Annotated in this window: 25 protein-coding genes; 20 read left to right on the forward strand and 5 right to left on the reverse strand. The window is 63.1% G+C overall.

Translation table 11 applies throughout. From position 1 onward, the window contains the following. The first annotated feature begins 82 nt into the window (after positions 1-82). Positions 83-1,102 carry a branched-chain amino acid aminotransferase gene (locus KUA23_RS19660; protein ID WP_078049309.1) on the forward strand — a complete coding sequence of 340 codons (1,020 nt, stop codon included), beginning with the start codon at positions 83-85 and terminating at the stop codon, positions 1,100-1,102. A gap of 129 nt (positions 1,103-1,231) precedes the next feature. Here KUA23_RS19660 and KUA23_RS19665 read toward each other — a convergent pair whose 3' ends face one another. Continuing rightward, positions 1,232-2,125: a GNAT family acetyltransferase gene (locus KUA23_RS19665; RefSeq protein ID WP_078049310.1), complete on the reverse strand. Its 894-nt coding sequence runs from the start codon at positions 2,123-2,125 to the stop codon at positions 1,232-1,234. Positions 2,126-2,392: 267 nt separating this feature from the next. Here KUA23_RS19665 and ctlX point away from each other — a divergent pair, with 267 nt between their 5' ends. The 7 genes from ctlX to KUA23_RS19700 all read left to right on the forward strand — a co-directional run bounded on the left by ctlX (position 2,393) and on the right by KUA23_RS19700 (position 8,272). Then, on the forward strand, positions 2,393-3,319 hold the full coding sequence (ctlX, locus tag KUA23_RS19670) for a citrulline utilization hydrolase CtlX (protein WP_078049311.1): 927 nt from the start codon (positions 2,393-2,395) through the stop codon (positions 3,317-3,319). Between the two features lie 16 nt (positions 3,320-3,335). After that, positions 3,336-4,382, forward strand: a complete 1,047-nt coding sequence (locus KUA23_RS19675) for an ornithine cyclodeaminase (protein ID WP_252992691.1) — start codon at positions 3,336-3,338, stop codon at positions 4,380-4,382. Between the two features lie 226 nt (positions 4,383-4,608). Continuing rightward, positions 4,609-5,388, forward strand: coding sequence for an ABC transporter substrate-binding protein (locus tag KUA23_RS19680; protein ID WP_099492968.1), 780 nt, complete (start codon positions 4,609-4,611; stop codon positions 5,386-5,388). A gap of 135 nt (positions 5,389-5,523) precedes the next feature. Continuing rightward, positions 5,524-6,225, forward strand: a complete 702-nt coding sequence (locus KUA23_RS19685) for an ABC transporter permease (protein WP_252992692.1) — start codon at positions 5,524-5,526, stop codon at positions 6,223-6,225. Next, complete coding sequence (locus KUA23_RS19690; protein WP_078049314.1) at positions 6,222-6,935, forward strand: ABC transporter permease; 714 nt, start codon at positions 6,222-6,224, stop codon at positions 6,933-6,935. Before KUA23_RS19685 ends, KUA23_RS19690 begins: the two co-directional genes overlap by 4 nt. 3 nt (positions 6,936-6,938) lie before the next feature. Then, positions 6,939-7,769: an ABC transporter ATP-binding protein gene (locus KUA23_RS19695; protein ID WP_214497821.1), complete on the forward strand. Its 831-nt coding sequence runs from the start codon at positions 6,939-6,941 to the stop codon at positions 7,767-7,769. Between the two features lie 5 nt (positions 7,770-7,774). Continuing rightward, positions 7,775-8,272 carry an Lrp/AsnC family transcriptional regulator gene (locus tag KUA23_RS19700; protein ID WP_016974875.1) on the forward strand — a complete coding sequence of 166 codons (498 nt, stop codon included), beginning with the start codon at positions 7,775-7,777 and terminating at the stop codon, positions 8,270-8,272. Between the two features lie 124 nt (positions 8,273-8,396). On the opposite strand, the gene KUA23_RS19705 is transcribed toward KUA23_RS19700, so the two are convergent. The 4 genes from KUA23_RS19705 to KUA23_RS19720 all read right to left on the reverse strand — a co-directional run bounded on the left by KUA23_RS19705 (position 8,397) and on the right by KUA23_RS19720 (position 12,454). Next, positions 8,397-9,230: a TIGR03915 family putative DNA repair protein gene (locus KUA23_RS19705; protein WP_078049315.1), complete on the reverse strand. Its 834-nt coding sequence runs from the start codon at positions 9,228-9,230 to the stop codon at positions 8,397-8,399. Then, positions 9,227-10,447 carry a putative DNA modification/repair radical SAM protein gene (locus KUA23_RS19710; RefSeq protein ID WP_016974873.1) on the reverse strand — a complete coding sequence of 407 codons (1,221 nt, stop codon included), beginning with the start codon at positions 10,445-10,447 and terminating at the stop codon, positions 9,227-9,229. Before KUA23_RS19710 ends, KUA23_RS19705 begins: the two co-directional genes overlap by 4 nt. A gap of 66 nt (positions 10,448-10,513) precedes the next feature. Beyond that, positions 10,514-11,851 (reverse strand): lysine N(6)-hydroxylase/L-ornithine N(5)-oxygenase family protein, encoded by a 1,338-nt coding sequence (locus KUA23_RS19715; protein ID WP_099492969.1) that lies wholly within the window; start codon positions 11,849-11,851, stop codon positions 10,514-10,516. Positions 11,852-11,971: 120 nt separating this feature from the next. Further along, positions 11,972-12,454 carry a sigma-70 family RNA polymerase sigma factor gene (locus KUA23_RS19720; RefSeq protein WP_078049317.1) on the reverse strand — a complete coding sequence of 161 codons (483 nt, stop codon included), beginning with the start codon at positions 12,452-12,454 and terminating at the stop codon, positions 11,972-11,974. A 256-nt stretch (positions 12,455-12,710) separates the two neighbouring features. On the opposite strand from KUA23_RS19720, the gene KUA23_RS19725 reads away from it, so the two are divergent. From KUA23_RS19725 to KUA23_RS19780, 12 genes are all read left to right on the forward strand, one after another. Further along, the gene (locus KUA23_RS19725) at positions 12,711-13,880 is read left to right on the forward strand and encodes an efflux RND transporter periplasmic adaptor subunit (protein ID WP_078049318.1); all 1,170 of its coding nucleotides are present in this window, start codon (positions 12,711-12,713) and stop codon (positions 13,878-13,880) included. Between the two features lies 1 nt (position 13,881). Beyond that, positions 13,882-15,852 carry a MacB family efflux pump subunit gene (locus KUA23_RS19730; RefSeq protein ID WP_252992693.1) on the forward strand — a complete coding sequence of 657 codons (1,971 nt, stop codon included), beginning with the start codon at positions 13,882-13,884 and terminating at the stop codon, positions 15,850-15,852. Then, positions 15,845-17,263, forward strand: coding sequence for an efflux transporter outer membrane subunit (locus KUA23_RS19735; RefSeq protein WP_252992694.1), 1,419 nt, complete (start codon positions 15,845-15,847; stop codon positions 17,261-17,263). Before KUA23_RS19730 ends, KUA23_RS19735 begins: the two co-directional genes overlap by 8 nt. A gap of 107 nt (positions 17,264-17,370) precedes the next feature. Beyond that, positions 17,371-18,120 (forward strand): alpha/beta fold hydrolase, encoded by a 750-nt coding sequence (locus KUA23_RS19740; protein WP_252992695.1) that lies wholly within the window; start codon positions 17,371-17,373, stop codon positions 18,118-18,120. A 107-nt stretch (positions 18,121-18,227) separates the two neighbouring features. Further along, positions 18,228-18,998 carry a FadR/GntR family transcriptional regulator gene (locus KUA23_RS19745; protein WP_078049322.1) on the forward strand — a complete coding sequence of 257 codons (771 nt, stop codon included), beginning with the start codon at positions 18,228-18,230 and terminating at the stop codon, positions 18,996-18,998. A 242-nt stretch (positions 18,999-19,240) separates the two neighbouring features. Then, complete coding sequence (locus KUA23_RS19750) at positions 19,241-20,443, forward strand: ABC transporter substrate-binding protein (protein ID WP_078049323.1); 1,203 nt, start codon at positions 19,241-19,243, stop codon at positions 20,441-20,443. Between the two features lie 57 nt (positions 20,444-20,500). After that, positions 20,501-21,361, forward strand: coding sequence for a branched-chain amino acid ABC transporter permease (locus tag KUA23_RS19755; protein WP_016974865.1), 861 nt, complete (start codon positions 20,501-20,503; stop codon positions 21,359-21,361). A gap of 1 nt (position 21,362) precedes the next feature. Further along, a complete protein-coding gene (locus KUA23_RS19760; protein ID WP_078049324.1) occupies positions 21,363-22,373 on the forward strand; it encodes a branched-chain amino acid ABC transporter permease in 1,011 nt (336 codons plus the stop codon). Then, the gene (locus KUA23_RS19765; protein WP_078049325.1) at positions 22,370-23,119 is read left to right on the forward strand and encodes an ABC transporter ATP-binding protein; all 750 of its coding nucleotides are present in this window, start codon (positions 22,370-22,372) and stop codon (positions 23,117-23,119) included. The genes KUA23_RS19760 and KUA23_RS19765 overlap by 4 nt, the downstream gene beginning before the upstream one ends. Beyond that, positions 23,119-23,814 (forward strand): ABC transporter ATP-binding protein, encoded by a 696-nt coding sequence (locus KUA23_RS19770; RefSeq protein ID WP_252992696.1) that lies wholly within the window; start codon positions 23,119-23,121, stop codon positions 23,812-23,814. The genes KUA23_RS19765 and KUA23_RS19770 overlap by 1 nt, the downstream gene beginning before the upstream one ends. Before the next feature lie 13 nt (positions 23,815-23,827). Then, a complete protein-coding gene (locus KUA23_RS19775) occupies positions 23,828-25,096 on the forward strand; it encodes a Zn-dependent hydrolase (protein WP_252992697.1) in 1,269 nt (422 codons plus the stop codon). Then, entirely contained in the window at positions 25,093-26,496 is a 1,404-nt protein-coding gene (locus KUA23_RS19780; protein ID WP_252992698.1) for an amidase, read from the forward strand. Before KUA23_RS19775 ends, KUA23_RS19780 begins: the two co-directional genes overlap by 4 nt. The last annotated feature ends 73 nt before the right edge of the window (positions 26,497-26,569 follow it).

Genomic DNA, 26,569 nt, shown 5'->3' on the forward strand with positions numbered 1-26,569 from the left:
ACCCGCTCCCACACCGGCCAAGAATGCAGTATTGTTGCGCCCATCCAGAAAAAAACCGACTTGACCAACGATAGAGGGTGTCATGGGTAACGAAAGCATCAATTGGGACAAGCTGGGTTTTGACTACATCAAGACCGACAAGCGGTTTCTCCAGGTCTGGAAAAACGGCGAATGGCAAGAAGGCACCCTGACCGACGACAACGTGCTGCACATCAGCGAGGGCTCCACCGCCCTGCACTATGGCCAGCAGTGCTTCGAAGGCCTCAAGGCGTACCGCTGCAAGGACGGTTCGATCAACCTGTTCCGCCCGGACCAGAACGCCGCCCGCATGCAGCGCAGCTGCGCACGTCTGCTGATGCCGCATGTGTCGACCGAAGACTTCATCGAAGCCTGCAAACAAGTGGTCAAGGCCAACGAGCGCTTCATCCCGCCGTACGGCAGCGGCGGCGCCCTGTACCTGCGCCCGTTCGTGATCGGCACCGGTGACAACATCGGCGTGCGTACCGCACCGGAGTTCATCTTCTCCGTGTTCGCCATCCCGGTCGGCGCCTACTTCAAGGGCGGCCTGGTGCCACACAACTTCCAGATCTCCACCTTCGACCGCGCCGCGCCACAGGGCACCGGTGCCGCCAAGGTCGGTGGCAACTACGCCGCCAGCCTGATGCCAGGTGCCGAAGCGAAGAAATCCGGCTTTGCCGACGCGATCTACCTGGACCCAATGACCCACTCGAAGATCGAAGAAGTCGGCTCGGCTAACTTCTTCGGGATCACCCACGACAATAAGTTCATCACGCCGAAGTCGCCTTCGGTGCTGCCAGGCATCACCCGCCTGTCGCTGATCGAACTGGCCAAGACCCGCCTGGGCCTGGAAGTGGTCGAGGGCGAAGTGTTCATCGACAAGCTCGACCAGTTCAAGGAAGCCGGCGCCTGCGGTACGGCTGCGGTGATCTCGCCGATCGGCGGCATCCAGTACAACGGCAAGCTGCACGTGTTCCACAGCGAAACCGAAGTCGGCCCGATCACCCAGAAGCTCTACAAAGAGCTGACCGGCGTGCAGACCGGCGACGTCGAAGCCCCCGCCGGCTGGATCGTCAAGGTCTAACCCACAACAACGCGAAACCCAAATGTGGGAGCGGGCTTGCTCGCGAAAGCGTAGTGTCAGTCACCGATTTCGGTGCTGATAGACTGCTTTCGCGAGCAAGCCCGCTCCCACATTTGTTCTCAGGTGTTCTCAGGACCGTGTCGGGATGTTTTCGGCAATCTTCTTGCCCATGCTGATCCTCGGTTCCACCCCATACCCCAACGCCTCGTAAAACCCCGCCACCGCGTCATTGCCACTGGTGATCTGCAGGTTGATCTTCATGCAGCCCAGCGCCGTCAATGCCTGTTCCGCATACCGCACCAGCGACGACCCCAGGCCATGCCGCCGATAGTCAGCGTGCACCGCCACCGAATACAGCCAGCCGCGATGCCCGTCATAGCCGGCCAGAATCGTCCCGATCACGGTTTTCTTGTCCATCGCGACGAAAAACAACCCGTCGTTGACCGCCAGCTTTTTATCAATCGCCAGTGCCGGCAGGTTATGCGCCGTGTCATAGCCAAATGCTTCCTGCCATAACGCCACCACCTGCGCGCGGTGCGGGCGGTCGCGATACGGCCCGATAGGGTGGCGGGACAGCAGCGCTTTTTCCATCACCAGCGTACGCTCGTTGCCGTGGTAGACGTCGCGCACGGTATGGAACCCCAGCTTGGCGTAGAACGGCTCGGCTGTCAGCGAAGACGGCACGCTCAGCACCGTCACCCCGGCTTCGCGGGCGCGTAGCTCAATCTCGATCATCAACAGCCGACCAATGCCCTGCCCTTGCAGCGCCGGGTTGACGAACACCGAGCGCACCACATTGCCATCGAGGGCCGCAGTGGCAACGATCACCCGTTCCTGAACCGCCACCAGCACCACGCGACGCTTGAGCAGTTCCAGCACCGCCTCAGGCGTGAAGTTAGCGGCAACCCGCGCAATCACATCCGCCGGATAGTCCCGCGCATTGCTGCTGTGCAGGGCCGCCAGAATGACCTGGCTGATCCCCTCGGCATCGGCGGTTTGGGCAGTACGAACAGCGGTAGACATGCATTCTCCTTCCTGGCTCGGGTTTCACGACCGCCCCCATACTAATGTAGGAGCCGGCTTGCCAGCGATAGCGGTCTGTCAGACCCAGCGCTTTCGCCGCCAAGCCGGCGCCTACCGTTTGATCGCACTTCAACCTCCACAGCCGATTCGGCTGCCCTACCCCACTTTTCAGCTTTCCCGGCTGAACCTCCCCAAGTTTTCAGCCGGGATTCATCCCGCACAAGCCACACACTATTCCCACAGCTCAACCCATGGACCCGTGCACCCATGCAAACCACCAACACCGTCTTGATGATTCGCCCGGCGCGCTTTGCCTTCAACCCGGACACCGCGATCAACAACCGTTTCCAACGCCCGCCCCTCGACCCGCTCAGCGCACAGCAGAAAGCGCTGGAAGAGTTCGACGGCTATGTCGCCACCCTGCGCCAGCATGGCGTGGAAGTGCTGGTGGTGCAGGACACCCCGGCGCCCCATACACCCGACTCGATCTTCCCCAATAACTGGTGGAGCAGCCACGCCGACGGCAGCCTGGTGCTGTACCCGATGGAAGGCCAGAACCGACGACTGGAACGCAACAAAGGCGTGCTGCAAGTGTTGGAACAGCGATTTACGGTCAAGGACACCATCGACCTCAGCCACCTCGAACAACAGAACATCTTCCTCGAAGGCACCGGCAGCATGGTGCTCGACCGCCAGCACCGCATCAGCTACGCCTGCCACTCCGGGCGCACCCACCACGACGCCCTGCGCCAGTTCGCCGAACGCCTCGACTACCAGCTCTGCGTGTTCCACGCCGTCGACCGCCACCACGCGCCGATCTACCACAGCAACGTGATGATGAGCGTTGGCCGCGACCTCTCGGTGGTGTGCCTGCAAGCCCTGCCCCATGCCGACGAGCGCCAGGCCCTGGAACGCTCCCTGCGCGATACCGGCAAGGACATCCTCGCCCTCGATTTCGATCAGCTGGAGGCGTTCGCCGGCAACATGCTCGAAGTCCACGACCGCGACGGCCAGCCGCTGCTGGTGATGTCCGCCAGCGCCTGGGGCGCCTTGCAGCCTGCCCAGCGCCAACACGTGGAACGCCATACGCGGCCAGTGGTGGTGAACATCGACAACATCGAACGCATTGGCGGCGGCAGTGCCCGCTGCATGCTGGCGGAAGTGCATCTGCCTGCCCGCACCACCTTCCAATAACTCAAGGAGTCTTGCCATGACCCGCTACATCGACGTGAACGACCTCTGCTACCTGGTCTCACAAAAAGGCCTGCCCACCTGCATCTCCGAAATGGCCGAGTACATCCGCGCCGACTACCTGCGCTGGCAGGACTTCGAAAAATGCGCGCGCCTGGCCAACCACTCGCCGGACGGCGTGATCGAGCTGATGCCGGTCTCCGACGCATCGCTGTATGCGTTCAAATACGTCAACGGCCACCCGAAAAACACCCTGGCCGGCATGCTCACCGTGATGGCCTTCGGCGCACTGGGCGATGTCGACACCGGCCTGCCGGTGCTGCTGGCGGAAATGACCCTGACCACCGCGATTCGTACCGCCGCCACTTCCGCGCTGGTCGCCCGCTACCTGGCCCGCGACAACAGCCGCAGCATGGCGCTGATCGGCAACGGCTCGCAAAGCGAATTCCAGGCCCTGGCCTTCCACGCCATGCTCGGCATCACTGAAATCCGCCTGTTCGATATCGACGCCAAGGCCACCGCCAAACTGGCGGCCAACCTCAAGGCTTTCCCGGCGATCAAGGTGATCCTGGCCGGCAGCGTGGCCGAAGCGGTCAAAGGCGCCGACATCGTCACCACCGTGACCGCCGACAAGGCCTACGCCACCATCCTCACCGACGACATGATCGAGCCGGGCATGCACCTCAATGCCGTCGGCGGTGACTGCCCCGGCAAGACCGAGCTGGACCGACGTATCGTCGAGCGCGCCCGCGTGATCGTCGAGTACGAACCGCAAAGCCGCATTGAAGGCGAAATCCAGCATATGCCGCAGGATTCGCCCGTCACCGAACTGTGGCAAGTCATCAATGGCCAAAAGCCCGGTCGCGAGAATGCGCGCCAGGTCACCCTGTTCGACTCGGTGGGTTTTGCCATCGAAGACTACTCTGCCCTGCGCTATGTGCTGGACGTGGCCAAGGCGCTGGATGTGGGCGGCACCCTTGAACTGGTGCCGGACCTGGCCGACCCGAAAGACCTGTTCGCACGCCTGGCCCAACAGCCTCGCGTACAGCAGAAAAAGCGCGCCTGAAAACGCTCTGGCCTGCCGCTTTGCGCCGTTGGCAGGCCAGGATTTGCAGGCGTAAAAGCCGATTCAGCGGGTGCTGCAGCCGATTCCGCTGCATTGGCGGTTTTAACAGCGCAATTTGCGCTTTAGGCACCGGGTAAACGACACAAAAAACGCACCATCATGAAGCATTCTCTGCTCCCAGCTATTCACTGCCCTGACATCAATTACAAAATATAGGGACCTGCACATGACTCCATTGCGATCACTCTTCGCCGCGCTGCTGTTGCCACTCTGCGCAACCGCCGCCCACGCCCAGGACTGGAAAGAAATCCGCTTCGGCGTTTTCCCCGAATACCCCCCCTTCGAATCCGTGGCCGCCGACGGCAGCCTGCAAGGTTTCGATATCGAGTTGGGCAACGCGATCTGCGCCAAGCTCGAAGTGAAATGCACCTGGGTCCACAACGAATTCGACGGCATGATCCCGGCCCTGCGCGCACGCAAGTTCGACGCGATCATGTCGTCCATGGCCGTTACCCCGGCGCGTGAAAGAATCATCGACTTCAGCGACAAGCTGTTCCTCAGCCCGACCTCGGTAATCACCCGCAAGGGCGCCGACTTCGGCGACACCCCGGAGTCCCTCAAGGGCAAGCAAGTCGGTGTGCTGCAAGGCTCGTTGCAAGAGGCGTATGCCCGTGCGCACCTGGCCAAGCTCGGCGCGCAGATCAAGGCGTATCAGTCCCAGGACCAGAACTACGCCGACCTGCAAAACGGCCGCCTCGACGCGACCCTGACCGACAAGCTCGAAGCCCAGCTCAACTTCCTGTCCAAACCCGAAGGCGCCGACTTCAAGACCGGCCCGGCCTTCAAGGACCCGACACTGCCCCTGGACATCGCCATGGGCCTGCGCAAGAACGATCAAGCTTTGCGTGAGCTGATCAACAAGGGCATTGCAGCTGTGCAGGCGGATGGGACTTATGCCGAGATCCAGAAGAAATACTTCGGCGATCAGGACATCTACAACGAATAGCAGCCTCGTCCTTATGTGGGAGCTGGCTTGCCTGCGATCGCGGTGGGTCAGCTTGCACATCTGTGACTGACGTTCCGCTATCGCAGGCAAGCCAGCTCCCACCGCCAACCTGTGCGCTCCTTCGAGATCTTCCCAATGAACGAATTCCTCAATCTGCAAGGCTACGGCCCGATGCTGGCCCAAGGCGCCTGGATGACCCTCAAACTGTCATTCCTGGCCCTGGCCCTGAGCCTCGCCCTGGGCCTGATCGCCGCCGGCGCCAAGCTCTCCAGCGCCAAATGGCTGCGCGTACCGGCCACGCTCTACACCACGCTGATCCGCAGCGTGCCGGACCTGGTGCTGATCCTGCTGATCTTCTACAGCCTGCAACTGTGGCTCAACGACCTGAGCGAAGTGTTCGGCTGGGATTACTTTGAAATCGACCCGTTTACCGCGGGCGTCGTCACCCTGGGTTTTATCTACGGCGCGTATTTCACCGAGAACTTCCGGGGCGCGATCCTCAGCGTGCCAGTCGGCCAGCTGGAAGCCGCGACCGCCTACGGCCTGAGCCGCTGGCAGTGCTTTCACCTGGTGCTGTTCCCGCAACTGATGCGTTTTGCCCTGCCGGGCCTGGGCAATAACTGGCTGGTGCTGCTCAAGTCCACGGCGCTGGTGTCGATCATCGGCCTGTCGGATCTGGTCAAGGCCGCGCAGAACGCCGGCAAGACCACCAACGAGCCGCTGTACTTCCTGATCCTCGCGGGCCTGGTGTACCTGGTGATCACCACCCTCTCCAACCGCATCTTCAAGCGCCTCGAGCGGCGCTACAACCTCGGCATCAAGGGGATGGCGCGATGATCGAACTGTTCCAGCAATACGGCCTGGCCTACCTGTTCAGCGATGGCGCGGGGTTGTCCGGCGTCGCCATGACCCTGTGGCTGTTCATCGTCTCGGTGGTGTTTGGCTTCATCCTGTCGATTCCACTGGCACTGGCGCGCGTCTGCGAGCACTTCTGGCTGCGCTGGCCGGTGGAGGTCTACACCTACCTGTTCCGCGGCACGCCGCTGTATATCCAGTTGCTGATTTGCTACACCGGGCTGTACAGCCTGGAAGTGGTGCAGGACAACGCCCTGCTCAACCAGTTTTTCCGCAATGCGCTGAACTGCACCCTGCTGGCTTTCGTGCTCAACACCTGCGCCTACACCGTGGAAATCTTTGCCGGGGCGATCCGCAATATTCCCCACGGCGAAATCGAAGCGGCACGCGCATATGGCCTGCACGGCTGGCGGCTGAACCTGTTTGTGGTGGTACCGGCGGCCTTGCGTCGCGCGTTGCCGGCCTACAGCAACGAAATGATCCTGATGCTGCACGCCACTTCCCTGGCCTTTACCGCCACCGTCGCCGACATCCTCAAGGTGGCCCGCGACGCCAATGCCGAGACGTTCCTGACGTTCCAGGCATTCGGCATCGCCGCCCTGCTCTACATGCTGCTGTCCTTTGCACTGGTGGGCCTGTTCCGACTGGCCGAACGTCGCTGGATGCGCTTTCTCGTTCCTACCCGAGGCTAACCCATGAATCAGTCCGCGCAGGCCCTGGCCGCTTATCCTGTTGATGAACCCATCGCCCCACCCGCCACCGCGGCCATCAAGCTGCAGGTCGAAGGCATCCATAAACGCTACGGCGAACACGAAGTGCTCAAGGGCGTGTCCCTGAACGCCCGTAATGGCGACGTGATCAGCTTGATCGGCGCCAGCGGCTCCGGCAAAAGCACGATGCTGCGCTGCATCAACTTCCTTGAACAGCCGGACGCCGGTGTCATCACCCTGGACGGCATCAGCATCGAAATGCGCCAGGGCCGTGCCGGCGCCCGCGCACCGCACCAAGACCAACTGCAGAACCTGCGCACGCGCCTGGCCATGGTGTTCCAGCACTTCAACCTGTGGAGCCACATGACCGTGCTGGAAAACATCACCATGGCCCCGCGCCGGGTGTTGGGCGTGAGCGCCGCCGAAGCGGAGAAACGTGCGCGCCTGTACCTGGACAAGGTCGGCCTGCCAGGCCGCGTGGCCGATCAGTACCCGGCGTTCCTGTCCGGTGGCCAACAGCAGCGCGTGGCGATTGCCCGGGCGCTGGCGATGGAGCCGGAGATCATCCTGTTCGATGAGCCGACGTCCGCGCTGGACCCCGAACTTGTAGGAGAAGTCCTCAAAGTCATACAGACGTTAGCCGAGGAAGGTCGTACCATGCTGATGGTCACCCACGAGATGGGCTTTGCCCGCCAGGTGTCCAGCCAAGTGCTGTTCTTGCACCAGGGCCGTGTCGAGGAACAAGGCGACGCCAGGATCCTCGACCACCCCAGCAGCGAGCGCTTGCAGCAATTTCTTTCCAACCGTTTGAAGTGAAACCCATGGATACCAAGGCCAACGGACCCCATTCCTCCCCTGCGCTGGACCGCATCGATGAAGCCATCATCGAAGTACTGCGTCACCAGGGGCGTATCACCTACGAAAAGCTTTCGTCGCTGGTGCACCTTACCCCCAGGCCCTGCCTGGAGCGCGTGCGCAAGCTGGAGCGACGCGGGGTGATACGCGGGTATGGGGCGATCATCGATGTACAGATGGTCTCGCCAGGGCTGTCGTTGCTGGTGCTGGTGGCCTTGTCCAACCAAAGCGGGCGGTCGGCGCAAAAGGCTTTTGAAGCCTGTGTGAAGGCCTGCCCGCAAGTGTTCGAATGCCAGTTGATCAGCGGGCCATTTGACTACAGCCTGCGCATGCGCTGCCGCGACATGGAGCACTACCGGGTGCTGACCGAGACCTGGTTGAACAATGACGAGTTGCACATCGATAAGTTGGTGGCGCATCCGGAATTGGCGGTGGTCAAGAACACCGCCACCGAACTGGCCTGAGCCCCCATTTCACCAAACACTGCATAACCCCTGTGGGAGCGGGCTTGCTCGCGAATGTGGAGTGTCAGTCACTTAATTTGTCACTGATACACCGCATTCGCGAGCAAGCCCGCTCCCACATTTTTTAACCGTGCCCACTTAGTATTTTCTTGCCTGGCTTGACCCCAATCATCTTCGCCTGCCCATCCTTCTGCTTGCCCGTTCGCGCCTCACTGATTAACCCCGGTATCAACTTGCCCTCCGGCAGGTTCTTCCAGAACCGGCTGGGCAAATGCCCTTCCATCACCTTGGGGTTCAACCGCGCCGGGTTGAAGATGTGGCTGTAGTAGGTCAGCCACATCGCACTGTGGGGGTCCTCGACATTCTGCGCCAACTGCCGCCACGCCTCGGGGCATTCCCGCTGATGGATCAACTGCTCACCGTCGTAGTAAACCCCATCCAACGGCGTGGCGATCATCCAGCGATGCCGGCCCATGCGCCCGATAAAGTGCTGGCTGGCTGATTTCAGGATGTCATGGGCCGGCTCATGCCACGCCACGTACTCGGGCAGTTCCGGCCCCGCCTGCGCCGGCAACGCAATAAACCGCACAAACGCATGCAGGTGGTGCGCCTCGCGGCTGACCTGCTTGATCCGCCGCTGCAACTCACTGCCCAGCTTATCCCCTGCCAGCATGGCGGTGCGGTCGCCGTGGCTGACCCGCCACAGCACTTCGTACAGCAGGCTCCAGCGCTGGTCGCCGTGGTAACAGGCGGCCGACTCCAACAGTTCCAGCAGGGCCTTGGGCACCCGCGTCTGGAAAGGCCCAGGCGCTTCGGGAATCGACTGGTCGGTGGCAAACAGGTCGGCCACCTCCGCCTCGCCCCAGCTTACCTGGCTGGGGTCTACCTGATGGCTGAGCAACCAGCGCGCCTGGTCGCGCCAGGTGCTGAACAGGTTGTCGCATTCCAGGCTGATCATCCCCACAACCCCATCTGCTGCGGTTGCGGGCGGTCGCGCAATTGTTCGCGCAGCAGCACGCTGGTGCTGTCGGCCTGTTGCGGGTGGTAGTCACTGGTGATGAAAAACGGCTTGGCCTTGGCCAGTACGCAGCGCATGCGCGCCAGGTCTTCGAAGCGGATCTTGCGCTCGCGGCGCAGGTCCACCAGGCGCTGGGTGGTGCGCAAACCAATGCCCGGGATGCGCGCGATCAAGGTCGGCTCGGCGCGGTTCAGGTCCAGGGGGAACACCTCACGGTTTTCCAGGGCCCAGGCCAACTTGGGGTCGATGTCCAGCGCCAGGTGGCCGGGACCTTTGAACAGTTCATTGGCGTTGAACCCATAGCTGCGCAACAGGAAATCGGCCTGGTACAAGCGATGTTCACGCATTAACGGAGGCGCGGCCAGGGGCACGCTTTTCGGACTATTGGGGATGGGGCTGAACGCCGAGTAATACACGCGGCGCAGCTTGAAGTTGCCGTACAGCGCCTCGGCACCGTGGAGGATGGTGCTGTCATCGGTGTCATCCGCGCCGACGATCAGTTGCGTGCTCTGCCCGGCCGGGGCAAAACGCGGCGCGCGCGGCTCGTTACGGACCGTCTGCTCGCCGGTGTAGATGGTCTGCATGGCCTGCTTGATCGACACGATCTTTTTTTCCGGCGCCAGGGTCTGCAGGCTGGCCTCGGTCGGCAATTCGATGTTCACGCTCAGTCGATCCGCATACTTTCCGGCTTCGGCGATCAGCGCCGGGTCGGCATCGGGAATGGTCTTGAGGTGGATATAGCCACGGAAGTCATGCTCTTCGCGCAGCAGCTTGGCCACGCGCACCAATTGCTCCATGGTGTAGTCGGACGAACGGATAATGCCGGAGCTGAGAAACAGCCCGCTGACGCAATTGCGCCGGTAGAAATCCAGGGTCAGGGTGACCACCTCCTCCGGGCTGAAACGCGCGCGCGGCACGTCGCTGGAGCGGCGGTTGACGCAGTACTGGCAGTCGTAGAGGCAGAAGTTGGTGAGCAACACCTTAAGCAATGACACGCAGCGCCCGTCGGGGGTGTAGCTGTGGCAGATGCCCATGCCATCGGTGGAACCCAGCCCCGCCTTGCCTTCGGAGCTGCGCTTGGGTGCGCCACTGCTGGCGCAGGACGCATCGTACTTGGCGGCGTCGGCGAGAATGCTGAGTTTTTCGATCAACTGCATGGAGGGTTACCGATACTGGTTTTTTGTACAGTATCAGCCAACCCTCCAGGTCACAAGTGCAGCCTGTCAGCTCGCGGTGGCGAGCAACAGGTCCTGCACCGAACGCCCTTTGTCGCGCCCACGGTCCAGCGCATACAACGACGCCGCAATCTCATCCGCGCGAATCGGCAGCACCGACAGCAAGGTATCGCTCAAGCCATGGCTGGCCTGGCTGAAGCCCTGGATATAGATGCCGGCATTGCAACGTTCGTCAGTGACGATGCGGTAGTCACGCGCCACGTCGAAGTCGCCCAGGTAGGCTTCCAGCGGCGCCAGCAGCGCGCGGTGTGTCTGGCGCTCGTAGCCAGTGGCCAGGATCACCGCGTCGTAATGGTTGACGCTGGTGTCGCCGTTGGCGTTGTTGCGCAGCACCAGCTCGATGCCCAACGGGCCTGGGGTGGCCTTTTCCACCACGGTCATGGTGCGGAAGGCCTGGCGGGCGATGCCGGAGACTTTCTGGCGGTAGAAGATGCCGTAGATACGTTCGATCAGGTCCAGGTCCACCACCGAATAGTTAGTGTTCTGGTACTCGGCCACCAGGCGCTCGCGCTCGGCGCCCTCTTGCTGGAACACCAGGTCGGTGAAGGCCGGCGAGAACACTTCGTTGACGAACGGGCTGTCATCCGCCGGCTTGAGCGCCGACCCACGCAGAATCATGTCGACCTGCACCGACGGGAAGCTGTCGTTCAGGTCGATGAAGGCTTCCGCCGCGCTCTGGCCACCGCCGATGATGGCGATGCGCATGGCCTTGCCGTCGACACACGGCTGCGTCGCCATGCGTTCCAGGTATTGAGAATGGTGGAACACCCGGCTGTCACCTTTAAGTGCCTTGAACGCTTCGGGAATGCGCGGCGTGCCACCGGCGCTGACCACCACCGAACGGGTGGTGCGCACATGCTGCTCGCCCAGGGCATCACGGGAGATCACACGCAGGGCTTCGACCTGCTGCTGGTGCAGGATCGGCTCGATGGCCAACACTTCCTCGCCATAGCGCGCCTGGGCCTGGAACTGCCCGGCGACCCAGCGCAGGTAGTCGTTGTACTCCATGCGGCACGGGTAGAAGGTGCCCAGGTTGATGAAGTCCACCAAGCGGTCGTGGGCTTTCAGATAATTGACGAAGGAGTACGGGCTGGTGGGGTTGCGCAGGGTCACCAGGTCCTTGAGGAACGAGATCTGCAGTTCGCTCTGGGTCACCAGGGTATTGCCGTGCCAGCGGTAGTCGGCTTGTTTGTCCAGGAACAGCACGTCCAGTTTGCCCTGGGCCTTTTCGCGCTCCTGCAGGGCGATGGCCAGCGCCAGGTTCGAAGGGCCGAAACCGATACCGATCAGGTCGTGAACCGCGGGCGAAGCAATTGCCTGTGTCATTCCAGTGTCCTCTGGATAAGCCCCTTGGCGGTGGGGCGGGAATACCTTTCAAGGCCTGAACAACAGGCCGTGTGTTGATAGGAAACGAGGACAGTGAAATAAAATTTAACTGATCAGTGATCAGTGCGCTTCCCACTCGCGCATCCGCACCCGGCAGTGCTTCATGGCGTTGACGATATGTTTTTCCACCAGGGCGCGGGAAATGCACAGGCGCTCGGCGATCTGCAGGTGGGTGAGGCCGTCGAGCTTGCGCAGCAGGAAGCTGTCGCGACAGGCCGGCGGCAGCTCGGCCAGGGCGCGTTCGAGCAGTTCCAGGCGTTGGGCGTGGTCGTGGTTGGTGTGGGGCGAACTGCTGGCGAAGCGTTCTTCGGCATCCAGCACGTCCAGGGGTTCAACCTGGCGCAAGGCATTGCGCCGGTGGCCGTCGATCACCAGGTTGAGTGCGGTACGGTACAAAAAGGCGCGGGGTTGTTCGATGGGGGTGTCGCTGGAACGTTCCAGCACCCGGACATACGCGTCATGCACCACATCCTCGGCCACCTGACGGTTGCCCAGCTTGGCGTTGAGGAAACACACCAGCTCGCGATAGTAGTTTTCCAACATGACTCCCGGCCGCCGGGTAGCGGCATTAGGTCCCTGGGTGCAAAAAAGACAGCGTTAAGGTGATGGCAGTTTGAGTGCGTGCAATTTATAGTAATTCTCATCTACTTTTAAAGCAGACTTGCATCAACGGACGAATTTTTTCTTCAAGGGAGCTGTAACTGCTTATGTAACCGCCTAAATCCCCGCGCAATTCTCTCGTTTACTTGTCAGCTCTCCCGCAACTGCGGTCCGAACTTTCCTGGCTGGAAACCCAAGCATGAAACGCCCTCGACCTGCCCGACGCGCCTTGCTCGTTATCGCGTGCCTGATCCCCCTGATTGCCGTCGCGGCCTGGCAGGTGCTGCCGCCGGGGCGTGACACCCTCACCACCGTCACCGTCACCCGCGGCAATATCGAGAACAGCGTGACCGCCCTGGGCACATTACAGCCGCGTCGCTACGTGGACGTGGGCGCCCAGGCGTCGGGGCAGATCCGCAAGATCCACGTCGAGGCGGGCGACCAGGTCCAGGAAGGCCAGTTGTTGGTGGAAATCGACCCGTCCACGCAAAAAGCCAAGCTCGACGCCAGCCGCTACGCCATCGAAAACCTCAAGGCCCAGTTGCAGGAACAAAAGGCCCAGCACGAACTGGCGCGCCAGAAGTACCAGCGCCAGCAGCGCCTGGCGGCCGGCAACGCCACCCGCGAAGAAGATGTGCAAACCGCCAAGGCCGAACTGAGCGCCACCCAGGCCCGGGTCGACATGTTCCAGGCGCAGATCCAGCAAGCCCAGGCCAGCCTGCGCAGCGATGAGGCCGAGTTGGGCTACACGCGTATCTACGCGCCAATGACCGGCACTGTGGTCGCGGTGGACGCGCGGGTCGGCCAGACCCTCAATGCCCAGCAGCAGACCCCACTGATCTTGCGGATCGCCAAATTGTCACCGATGACCGTGTGGGCGGAAGTCTCGGAAGCCGATATCGGCCACGTCAAACCGGGCATGACCGCCTATTTCACCACCCTGAGCGGCGGCAACCGACGCTGGACCAGCACCGTGCGGCAGATCCTGCCGATCCCGCCCAAGCCATTGAATGAAACCCAGGGCAGCGGTAGCCCCAACAGTTCGAATAAAAGCGGCAGCGGCCGCGTGGTGCTGTACACCGTGTTGCTGGATGTGGACAACAGCGACAACGCGTTGATGGCCGAAATGACTACCCAGGTGTTTTTCGTCGCCAGCCAGGCCAAGGACACGCTGACGGCACCGGTCGCTGCGCTGCAGGGAACCTCGGACGCCAGCCAGCAGATCGCCCAGGTCGTGGGCAAGAACGGCCGTATCGAGCAGCGCCAAGTGCAGGTCGGCATCAGCGACCGCCTGCGCGTGCAGGTGCTCGCCGGCCTGAACGAAGGTGATCAACTGCTGATCGGCCCGGCCGACGGCAACGGGGGTTGAGGTGACCACGCCCCTGATCGAACTCAAGAACATCCGCAAGTCCTACGGCGGCGGCGACAGCCCGCAGGTCGACGTATTGCGCGGCATCGACCTGGCCATCCATGCCGGGGAATTCGTCGCCATCGTCGGCGCTTCCGGCTCCGGCAAGTCCACGCTGATGAATATCCTCGGCTGCCTCGACCGTCCAAGCGTCGGCGACTACCTCTTCGCCGGCGAGAACGTCGCGCACTTGGACAGTGACGAACTGGCCTGGCTGCGCCGCGAAGCCTTTGGCTTTGTGTTCCAGGGCTACCACTTGATTCCCTCGGGCTCGGCCCAGGAAAACGTCGAGATGCCGGCGATCTATGCCGGTATCAGCGCCACCGAGCGCCATGCCCGCGCCAACGCCCTGCTCACGCGCCTGGGCCTGGCCGAGCGCACCGGCAACCGTCCGCATCAGCTTTCCGGTGGCCAACAGCAACGGGTGTCCATCGCCCGCGCGTTGATGAACGGCGGGCATATCATCCTTGCCGACGAACCCACGGGCGCCCTCGACAGCCACAGCGGCGCCGAGGTCATGACCCTGCTGGACGAGCTGGCCAGCCAGGGCCACGTGGTGATCCTGATCACCCACGACCGCGAAGTCGCGGCGCGGGCCAACCGCATCATCGAGATTCGCGACGGCTTGATCATCAGTGACTCGGCCGATGACAGCGACGCCGTCCCCGTCGCCACGACCGGCGCCCTGCAAGCCGTGGACCTGCGCCAGCGCCTGGCCGACGGCGCCGAGCACAATGGCGCCTGGAAAGCCGAACTGGTGGACGCGGTGCAAGCCGCCTGGCGAGTGATGTGGATCAACCGTTTCCGTACCGCGCTGACGCTGCTGGGCATCATTATCGGCGTGGCATCGGTGGTGGTGATGCTGGCGGTGGGCGAAGGCAGCAAGCGCCAGGTCATGGCGCAGATGGGTGCGTTCGGCTCCAACATTCTCTACCTCAGTGGGTCGTCGCCCAACCCGCGCACGCCCATGGGGATCGTGACCCTCAACGATGTCCATGCGCTGGCGGCTTTGCCCCAGGTGCAGCGCATCATGCCGGTCAATGGCAGCGAGGCCGGGGTGCGTTTCGGCAACGTTGACTACATGGCCTATGTGGGCGGCAACGACACCAACTTCCCGGCGATTTTCAATTGGCCGGTGGTCGAGGGCAATTACTTCACCGCAGCCGATGAGCGCGCAGCCGCCACCGTCGCGGTGATCGGTCATCGCGTGCGTGAGAAGCTGTTCAAGGGTGAGGTCGACCCTATCGGCCAGTACATCCTGATTGAAAACGTGCCGTTCCAGGTGATCGGCGTACTCGCGGAAAAAGGCGCCAGCTCCGGCAACAAGGACAGTGACGACCGTATTGCCATCCCCTACACCGCCGCCAGCGTGCGCCTGTTCGGCAACTACAACCCCGAATATGTGGTGATCGCCGCAGCCGACGCGCGCAAGGTGCACGAGGCCGAGGTGGCCATCGACCAGTTGATGCAAAAGCTGCACAACGGCAAGCGTGATTACGAGTTGACCAACAACGCCGCGATGATCCAGGCCGAGGCCCGCACGCAGAATACGCTGTCGCTGATGCTGGGTTCGATTGCCGCGATTTCCCTGCTGGTGGGCGGCATCGGGGTGATGAACATCATGTTGATGACCGTGCGCGAGCGTACCCGTGAAATCGGCATTCGCATGGCGACCGGTGCACGCCAGCGCGACATCCTGCGCCAGTTCCTCACCGAGGCGGTGATGCTCTCGGTGGTCGGTGGCCTGTGCGGTATCGCCCTGGCCGTGCTGGTGGGCGGCGTGCTGGTGCTGGCCGAGGTGGCGGTGCAGTTTTCCCTGGTGGCCGTGCTGGGCGCATTTGGTTGCGCCCTGGTCACCGGCGTCGTATTCGGCTTTATGCCGGCCCGTAAAGCTGCCCGGCTCGATCCGGTTAAGGCGTTGACCAGTGAATAAACGATCCCTGTGCGTGTCCGGCCTGTGCGTGTTCCTCAGTGCCTGCGCCGGCAACCCTGCCGCCCTCGACAGCGGCATCGCCCCGCCCGCCGCCTGGCAGTACGCCGAGCGTGACGCGGCGCAAGCCACCAACCAGCAGTGGTGGACCCAATTCGGCAGCCCGCAGTTGAACCGCCTGGTCGACCAGGCCCGCCGCGACAGCTTCGACGTGGCCGCCGCTACGGCCCGTGTGCGCCAGGCCCAGGCCAGCGCGGTGATTGCCGGTGCACCGTTGTTGCCGGAAGTGAAGTTCAACCTCGCCACCAGCCATCAGAAATTGCTGCGCGGCAAAGGTGGGCCGGACCTTGACGCATCACAAAGCGATGACGCCGTCGATAACTTTGGTGCCAACCTCACCGCCAGTTACGAAGTGGACTTCTGGGGTGGCCGCGCGGCCGCCCGTGACAGCGCCCTGCAGAGCCTGCGCGCCAGCGAGTTTGACCAAGCCACGGTGGAATTGACCTTGCTCAGCAGCGTGGCGGACCGCTATGCCCAGACCCTCGCCGCCCACCAGCGCGAGCAGATCGCCGCGCTGAACCTGGCCAATGCACGCAACGTGCTCGACCTGGTACAAACCCGCTACGACGCCGGCTCCGCCACCGCCCTGGAACTGGCCCAGCAAAAAAGCCTGGTGGCCAGCCAGCAGCGCCAGTTACCGCTGATCCAGCAACTGGCCGAAGAATCTCGCATCACCCTCGCCGCCCTGCTCGGCCAGCCGGTGCAGGCGCTGAACCTGGGGGCAGAACCGTTCCAGGCACTCACCTGGCCGGACATCGGCGTTGGCATGCCCAGCCAATTGCTCAGCCGCCGGCCCGATATCGCCAAGGCCGAGGCTCAGTTGGCAGCGGCCCAGGCCGACGTCACCGTGGCGCGCGCGGCGATGCTGCCCGCCGTCACCCTCGGCGCGACCCTGGGTTCGGATGCCTACAAAGCCATGGATGTGCTGCGCAGCCCCTACTACACGCTGACCGCCGGCCTGGTGGGTCCGATCTTCAACAACGGTCGTTTAAGCGCTGAACGCGACAAGGCCCGCGCCCGCCAGGATGAACTGCTGCAAACCTATCGTGGCGCGATCATCAACGGCTTTGCCGATGTGGAAAAAGCCCTCAGCAGCATCACTCGCCTCGACCAGCAACGCCAATGGCAAACGGAAGAACTGCAACAGGCGCAGAGTGCCTTTCAGATCGCCGAGAGCCGCTACCAGGCAGGCGCCGAAGACCTGCTCACGGTGCTGGAAACCCAGCGCACGCTGTATGCGGCGCAGGACGAGAACGTGCAACTGCGCCTGTCACGCCTGCAAGCCAGCATCGCCTTGTACAAAGCGCTGGGGGGCGGTTGGCAAATACAGCGCTCTGATAAGCAAGGGTTCTGATAAACAAAACTCCGATTTCGTACACAAGTCGTCTTTTCACCCTACATTCATCGAGCCAGGGTCCTTGGTAAAAAAGCCGCCACCACACGGCCGCCCAGGACCTCTCGATGACTGTTGCAAGACACCTGCTGTGCGCCTGCCTCTGGCTGACCGCAGGCACTGCCGCTGCCCAGCCGCTGATTCCCCCCACCGCCATCGACTGGCTGCTGGACTGCCCTTTCCCCACCGCTGACCGCCTGGACCCCGAGGTGCTGGAACGCACCCAATGCGGCACTGTGTCCGTACCGCGCAACCATGCCGCGCCCCGGCAAGGCAACCTGCGCCTTTACTTGACCCGCGTCGGTGCCAGAGACCCATTGAACCGGCTAGGCGTGGTGTTTGCCCAGGCCGGCGACACCGCACGCAAGCACCAGGGCGGCACCTTTGCCATCAGCCTGACCAGCCTCTGGGGCGCCCACGCCAACCCGGCCTATCGCACACTGGTCAACCGCTACGATGTCATCGAACTGAGCACCCGCGACCTCAGCAACGAGACCGCCATCGAACAGGCGGTTCAAGACCTGGAGTTCGTCCGTAGCCAACTCGGCGATGCCCAAATGTTCTACCTGGGCCACGCCACTGCCGCCCGCCTGGGTAACCATTACGCCGCGCAGTTTCCCGAACGGGTGGCGCGCATGGTGCTGGTCAACGGGCAACAGCCCGGGACGGCCGCTCCCCTGGTCGAACAGTTGCGCCTCAAAGAGCCGGTCAAACAGGACGCCAGCGCGTGTATCAACCGCTGGGTGGGCGACTTCCTGGTCTACGGCAAGCAACCGCCGCGATCCACGCGTTGCCTTGATTCCGCAAACGCGGAGTAGCAACCCGTTTGCGACCTGTTGCCATCGAAAACGACACCCGCCGTTGACGCTGCACCGCGATCGTTATTAAGTGCTATTTATCCGCATTAATACGATAAATCGAACCCATGCTAAGCCGCCCGCTGAGACGCAAACGCCAGAAGCTGTCCGATGTGATTGTCGAGTCGGTCAAGCGCTCCATCGTCACCGACGCCCTGAAGCCCGGCGACCGCCTGCCCACCGAACGTGAGCTGATGGAGAGTTTCCAGTGCTCCAAGGGCTCGGCCCGTGAGGCGCTCAAGGCCCTGGAAGTGGAAGGCCTGGTAAGCACGCGCACCGGCCCCAGCGGCGGCGCGTACCTGAACCAGGCGGGCACCGAGCCGGCCAGCCGCGCCTTGCGCAACTACCTGCACTTCCAGCACCTGGACGGCGAGCAGGTGTACCAATTGCGCAAAGTCATCGAAGTGGAGTTGGCCGTGTCGGTGTTGGGGCGCCTCAGCGAAGACGACTACCAGGCCCTGCAAGACAACGTGGACTTCTGCAGCGCCCCGGAAGACAGCGAGGCCGGCCAACGCGAGCAACGCCTGGCGGAACTGGAGTTCCATAACCTGCTGGCCAAGGCCTGCCCCAACCCGCTGCTGAGTTTCATGGCGCAATTTCTCAACGACCTGCTGCGCGACCTGGTGGTGCTGAAAAAAGCCTACAAGCCCAAGCGCAAGCAATTCGACGCGGCCAACCTGGATTATCACAAGCAGTTGCTGGCTGCCTTTCGCGCCGGGGATGAAAGCGCGGTGCGCAGCTTGATGCATGAGCACATGTGCGATGCCGAACACCACATGACCGCCCTTGAAGGCCAGGTCAGCCCGCATTTTCTACTGGAGTTCGATCACACCCACTGACACACCACGGTACCTACTGTGGAAACCCGATCAATGTGGGAGCTGGCTTGCCTGCGAATGCATCGACTCGGTTTGACAGAAACACCGAGGCGCCTGCATCGCAGGCAATCCAGCTCCCACACTCGATCCAGGTCCAACCGTTAGAGCGTTTGCCCCAACCAATAACAGGCCTGCCCACAGGCCCTTGCTCCACCGTATCGCCATTGCCACTCCTGCCAATAACTAAACCAGGGAGTCACCCCATGCAGCGTCGTACGTTGTTGAAAGCCAGTCTCACCGCCGCCGCCGCCCTCAGCCTTCCGCTGAGCGTGCGTTCGGCATTCGCCGCCGAGCCCTTTACCTTTTACGGCCTCAAGTCCATGTCTGGCGCGTTTGCCAGCTATGGCAAATTTGCCGACATGGGTTCACGCCTGGCCGTGGAGCAACACCCCGAACTGCTCGGCCGCCCGCTGAACTACAAGGTCATCGACACCGAAGGCAACGCCGGCAAGGCCGTGCGCAAGGTGCAGGAAGCCATCCAGCAGGACGGCGCGCGGTTCTTCCAGGGCTGCACCTTGTCATCGTCGGCACTGGCGGTGGCCAAGGAAGTGGACAAGGTCGGTGGCGTATTCATGACCCCGGTAGGCGCCGATGAAGTTACCGGCAAGGACTGTAACCCTGCGACCTTCCGCTGGTCGGTGCCCACCTATGGTGCCATCCGCGAGACCCTGGTGCCGCTGATCAAGCTGCTGCCGGACGCCAAGCGTTGGTACACCATCACCCCGCAATACGTGTTCGGCGAAGCGCTGCTCGAAGGCGCGAAGAATGTGCTCAAGGAAAACGGCCTAGAACACATCGGCAACAGCTACCACTCGTTGCAGGAACAGGAGTTCTCCGGCTACCTGACCAACGCCATCGCCGCCAAGCCCGATGTGCTGGTGCTGCTCAACTTTGGCAGCCAGTCGTCCAACACCCTGCGCCAGGCGGTCAACTTCGGCATCAAGGAACGCATGAAGGTGCTGCTGGTGTGGTCCGCCGGCCTCGACCAGTTCCAGGAGCTGGGCAGCGATGTGCTGGAGGGCGTGTACCTCGGCGCGCAGTACTGGCACCAGGTCGACACCCCGCTCAACCGTGAACTGGTCAAGCTCACCCAGGCCAAATACGGCATCAACCCCACCTACCCGCTGGCCGCCGACTACATCAGCACCAAGGTCATGCTCGACACCATCATCGCCACCGGCAGCTTTGACGGGCCGACCGTGGCCAAGGCCATGCAGGGCCTGAGCTTCGAAGGCCCCACCGGCAAGGAATCGATCCGCGCCGGCGACCACCAGGTGATCAAGGATTACTACCTGCTGATCGGCAAGGCCACGGCCGACATGGCCGACAAGGATGACCTGGCCAAGGTGCTCAGTGCCGGCCAGTCGTTCCCGCCAGTGGAAGCCACGGGCTGCACGCTCGGCTGATCCCCTGAATTTTGTAGCGCAGGGCCGCGCGAGCGGCGTCCTGCCGAGGGTTCCTGCATGCTAAATCTTTACCTGTTCCAGATCCTCAACGGCCTTGGGTTGGGGATGATCTACTTCCTGATCGCGGTCGGGCTGACAATCATTTTCGGCCTGCTCAACTTCGTCAATTTCGCCCACGGTGCGTTCTTCCTGCTGGGCGCCTACATCTGCTACACCGCCGTGAGCCTCACCGGCAACTTCTGGCTGGCGCTGCTGATCGCGCCGTTGGTGGTGGCCGCGTTGGCCTGGGCCATCGAGCGATTGCTGATCCAGCGGATCTACCACTTGCCGCACATGTTCCAGATCCTGGTGACCCTGGGCATCGCGCTGATCATCCAGGAAGCCAGCGTGATGATCTGGGGCCCGGTGGGCAAGAGCGTCGCCGTGCCGGAACTGCTGCGCGGCGTGCTGGTGGTGGGTGACTTCGTCTACCCCTACTACCGCCTGTTCCTCATCGTATTCTCCGGGTTGGTCGGCCTGGGCCTGTGGCTACTGCTGGAACGCACGCGCTTCGGCGCCCTGGTGCGGGCCGGCAGTGAAAGCACCGAAACCGTGTCGCTGCTGGGCACGAACATTTTCCGCCTGTTCTCCATGACCTTCGCCCTCGGCGTAGCCCTGGCCGGCGTTGCGGGCGTGCTGTTCGCTCCATTGCGCGGCGCCCAGCCCTTCGTTGGCCCGGAGATTCTCGGCGTCGCCTTCGTGGTGGTGGTGATCGGCGGCATGGGCTCGTTCAGCGGTGCGCTGGTCGGCGGTTTGCTGGTGGGCGTGGTGCAAAGCCTGATGACCACACTCTGGCCCCAGGGTGCGAGCCTGATGATCTATGGCGCCATGGCCGTGGTGATTCTGGTCCGTCCCTACGGCCTGTTCGGGAGAGCCTGACATGAGCGAGAAAAATCCCCTGCCGTTTGCCAAGACCCAGTCCAAGGCCATGTTGCTGTGGGTGCTGGCGGTGCTGATCGGCCTGCCGTTGATATTGCCTTCGGCGACCCTGGCCACCGAGATCCTGATCTTTGCCATGGCCGCCCTGGCCTGCAACCTGTTGCTGGGCTACACCGGATTATTATCATTCGGCCAAGGCATCTTCTTCGGCGCCGGCGCGTATTGCGCGGCGCTGCTGATGATCCACCTGCAACTGGGGCTGTTCACCGCATTGCTCGGCGCCGCCATCGCCGGTGGGTTCCTGGCCTTGCTGGTGGGCGCCCTGGCGATCCGCCGCACCGGCATCTACTTTGTGATGCTGACCCTGGCCTTCAGTCAGATGGCCTACTTCGTCGCCTACACCCTCAGTGACTGGACCGGCGGCGACAACGGCCTGCTCAGCGTGCCGCGCCCGGAGATTCGCCTGGGGGACACCGTGTTGTTGTCGCTGGCCGATGCCCGTGCCTTCTACGGTTTTGTCGCGGTGCTGTTCCTGCTGATCTTCATCGGCGCACGCCGGGTGATTGCCTCGCCCTTCGGCAGCACGCTGATGGCGATCCGCGAAAACGAAACCCGTGCCTCGGCCATCGGCTATGACACACGCCACTTCAAGATTCTGGTGTTTGTGCTGTCCGGCGCGGTGACCGGGATTGCCGGGGCGCTGTACGCGATGCTGCTGCACTTTGTGCCGTTGTCGAATATCGACCTGGCGATGTCCGAGAACATCCTGATCATGACCATCGTCGGCGGCACCGGCTCGTTGTTCGGCTCGTTGCTGGGCGCCGGCTCCATCGTGCTGCTCGGAGATTTCCTCTCCGACCTGTGGCCACGCTGGCTAATGCTGCTGGGGGTGATCCTGATCCTGGTGGTGATCTTCATGCGCGGCGGCTTGTGGGGCGGCCTGGCGTCGCTGTTCGAGAAGGTGCGCGGCAGCCGCAAGAGCGTCGTCGTCGCCAAGGAGGAAGGGCTATGAGCATCCTGCTGGAAACCAAAGACCTGGAACTCGCCTATGGCGCGTTCCACGCGGTGAATGGCGTGAACCTCAAGGTCGAGGCCGGCACCATCCACACCATCATCGGCCCCAACGGCGCCGGCAAGACCAGCCTGTTCCACTGCCTCACCGGCGAGCGCCAGGCCACGGCCGGGGCGATTCATTTCGACGGCAGGAACCTGATGCGCAAGCCGGCCCACGGCCGTGTGGGCCTGGGCATGGCGCGCTCGTTCCAGCTCACCAGCCTGTTCCAGAACCTCAGCGTGCGCGAAAACCTGCGCCTCGCCGCCCAGGGCCGCGACGGTGCACGCGCACTGAATTTCTGGCGCCGCGTGGACAGCAAGCGCGAACACCTGGAGATGGCCGACCAGGTGCTGGAACGCCTGCAACTCACGGCCCGCGCCGACACCCTGGCCGGTGAGTTGTCCCACGGCCAGCAGCGGGTGCTGGAGGTGGGCATGTCGATCTGCTCCAAACCGAAACTGTTGATGCTGGATGAGCCCACCTCGGGCATGGGCATCGACGATATCCCGATCATGACCCAGCTGATCAGCGACCTCGGCCGCGACCACACGGTGCTGCTGATCGAACACAACATGAGCATTGTCATGTCCATCAGCCAACGCATCACAGTGATGAGCCACGGCCAGATCCTGGTGGAAGGCACGCCGGAATTCGTGCGCGCCGATGAACGTGTGCGCACTGCATACCTTGGGGAGGCTGCCTGATGCTGATCGTCGAGAATATCCACTCCTACTACGACAAGAGCCACGTGCTGGAAGGCGTGTCGCTGACCGTCAACCCCGGTGAGCTGGTGACGCTGCTGGGCCGTAATGGCGCCGGCAAGACCACCACCCTGCGCAGCATCCTCGGCATCATTTGCCCGCGCCAGGGCCAGATCCACTTCAACGGCCAGGCGCTGGTGGGCCAGAAGATCTTTGAAATCGCCCGCCAGGGCTTGGCGTTGGTGCCGGAGAACCGTGGGATTTTCCGCCTGCTCACGGTCGAGGAAAACCTGCGCATCGCTGCGCGCAAGACCAGCCGCTGGCAGCTCGAAGACGTGTACGGCATGTTCCCGCGCCTCAAGGAACGGCGCAAAAACGCTGGCCACGCGCTGTCCGGCGGCGAGCAACAGATGCTCGCCATCGCCCGCGCGCTGCTCAACGACCCCAAACTGCTGATCCTCGATGAACCCACCGAAGGCCTGGCCCCGGTCATCGTCGACGAGCTGGTGAAGATCCTGCGCAAGGTCAAGGACGACGGCCTGCCGGTGCTACTGGTGGAACAAAACCTGATGGTCTGCGACAAGCTCGCCGACCGCCATTACGTACTTGAACAGGGCCGTGTCGTATACGAAGGCCGCGCCGAAGCTTTCCGCGCCGACCCTACGATCAAAAACCGTTATTTGGCCCTGAGTGCCTGACCGGAGATTGCAGATGAATAGTTTTGCGCAACCGCTCAAGAGCAACGCCCCGCTAATCAACCGCGAGCGCCTGTGGCAATCGCTGATGGACCTGGCCCAACTGGGCGCCACGGTAAAAGGCGGCGTGTGCCGCCTGGCCCTCACCGACCTCGACCGCCAGGCCCGCGACCTGTTTGTGCAATGGTGCGAGGCCGCCGGGTGCAGCGTCAGCGTTGACGCCATCGGCAACATCTTTGCGCGCCGTGCCGGGCGCAATCCGGCCCTGCCCCCGGTGATGACCGGCAGCCATATCGACACCCAACCCACCGGCGGCAAGTTCGACGGGTGCTACGGGGTAATGGCGGGACTGGAAGTCATCCGCACCCTGAATGATTTGAAGATTGAAACCCAAGCGCCGATCGAAGTGGTGGTGTGGACCAACGAAGAAGGCTCGCGTTTTCCGCCGTGCATGATGGGTTCCGGGGTGTTTGCCGGTAAGTTCGATTTGCAGGACACCCTCGATAAGCTCGATGACCAGGGCCTGTCAGTCGGCGCCGAATTGCAGCGCATCGGATACGCCGGATCCCGCGCCGTGCTCGGCCACCCGGTCGGTGCCTACTTCGAAGCGCATATCGAACAAGGCCCGGTACTGGAAGACCAGGCCACCACCATTGGCGTGGTCATGGGTTGCCTGGGCCAGAAGTGGTTCGACCTGACCTTCACCGGCGTCGAGGCCCACGCCGGCCCGACGCCGATGCACCTGCGCAAGGACGCCCTGGTCGGCGCCGCCGAGGTGGTCAGCGCAGTCAACCGCATCGCCCATCAACAGCAGCCCCACGCCTGCGGTACGGTCGGTTGCCTGAGCCTGCACCCCGGTTCGCGCAACGTGATTCCCGGCCAGGTGCACATGACCCTCGACCTGCGCCACCTGCACGCGGACACGCTGCAAGCCATGGTCGATGAAGTGCGCGGCGTGATCGAAGCCACGGCCGCCAGGCACGGGTTGACGTTCGAACTGACCCCCACCGCCGACTTCCCGCCGCTGGACTTCGCCCCGGCCTGCGTCAACGCCGTGCGTGAAGGTGCCGAGGCCTTGGGCTTGAGCCATATGGACATCGTCAGCGGCGCCGGGCACGACGCGATTTTTGTCGCGGAGCTGGGCCCGGCCGGGATGATTTTCGTGCCGTGCGAAGGCGGCATCAGCCATAACGAAATCGAAAACGCCGCGCCGGACGACCTGGCGGCGGGCTGCGCGGTATTACTGCGGGCCATGGTTAATGCAGCCCAGGGGGAAATCGCATGAGTGAGATCGGCCAACTGACGGCAGTGCAACTGCTGCAGCATTTTCGCGACAAGACCTTGTCGCCGGTGGAGGTCACCGAAGACGCCTTGCTGCGGATCGAACGCTACAACCCGGTGGTGAACGCCTACTGCCACGTGGACCCGGAAGGCGCGCTGAACGCCGCGCGCGCTGCGGAACAACGCTGGCTTAACGGCCAACCCTGCGGCGCGCTGGACGGTGTGCCGGCGTCGATCAAAGACCTGACGCTGACCGTCGGCATGCCAACCCGCAAGGGCTCGCGCACCACATCGGCCGAAGGCCCGTGGGACGTCGACGCCCCGTTCACAGCCTTTATGCGCAAGGCCGGCGCGGTGCTGCTGGGCAAGACCACCACCCCGGAATTCGGCTGGAAAGGCGTCACCGACAACCCGCTGTACGGCATCACCCGCAACCCCTGGGACACCCGCACCACGGCGGGCGGCTCGTCCGGCGGCGCAGGGGCAGCGGCGGCGTTGAACCTCGGCGTGTTGCACCAGGGCAGCGATGCGGGCGGTTCGATCCGGATTCCCTGTGCATTCACCGGCACCTTCGGGATCAAGCCGACCTTCGGTTATGTGCCGCAATGGCCGGCCAGCTCCATGACCATCCTCTCGCACCTGGGGCCGATGACCCGCACGGTGGAAGACAGCGTGTTGATGCTGCAAACCATCGCCCAGCCGGACGCGCGCGATGGCTTGATCGGCGCGCCACGCACCACACCGTGGCTGTTGGGCGCAGCGGATTTGAAAGGCTTGCGCGTGGCCTACAGCCCCAACTTCGGTTACGTGGATGTCGACCCGCAGGTGGCCAAGGTGGTCGCCCAGGCAGTGCAAGGCCTGGTGCAACTGGGCGCGCAGGTCGAGCAGATCGACCCGGGTTTCAGTGACCCCCTGGAGGTGTTCAGCACCTTATGGGCAGCCGGCGCGGCACGCCTGACCGGGCCGATGAGCGAGGCACAAAAACAACAGCTGGACCCTGGCCTGCTGCGCATCGCCCAGCGCGGCGAGCGGTTGAGCCTGGATGACTTCAACGCAGCCCTCGAAGCCCGCGCCGCCCTGGTGGCGCGGATGGCGGCGTTCCATGAGCACTACGATGTACTGGTATCGCCGATGATGCCCATCACCGCATTCGACGCCGGGCACGACGTCCCCCCCGGCTCCGGCTTACAGGAATGGACACAGTGGACGCCCTTCACCTACCCCTTCAACCTGACCCAACAGCCGGCGGCATCGGTGCCTTGTGGGTTGGCGGCGAATGGCTTGCCGGTGGGCTTGCATGTAGTCGGCGCGCGGTTTGCCGACGACCAGGTGTTGCGGGTGTGCCACGCCTACGCGAAGGCCTTCCCGACCCAGCACCTCCAAGCCCCACAAACCCCAACCTGAAAGGCACTCCCTGTAGGAGCCGGCTTGCCGGCTCCTACGAGACCGCGTATCCACGATGCGAAGCGAGTCGCTT

Origin of the sequence: Pseudomonas pergaminensis (genome assembly GCF_024112395.2) — a bacterium.
Taxonomy (GTDB): domain Bacteria; phylum Pseudomonadota; class Gammaproteobacteria; order Pseudomonadales; family Pseudomonadaceae; genus Aquipseudomonas; species Aquipseudomonas pergaminensis.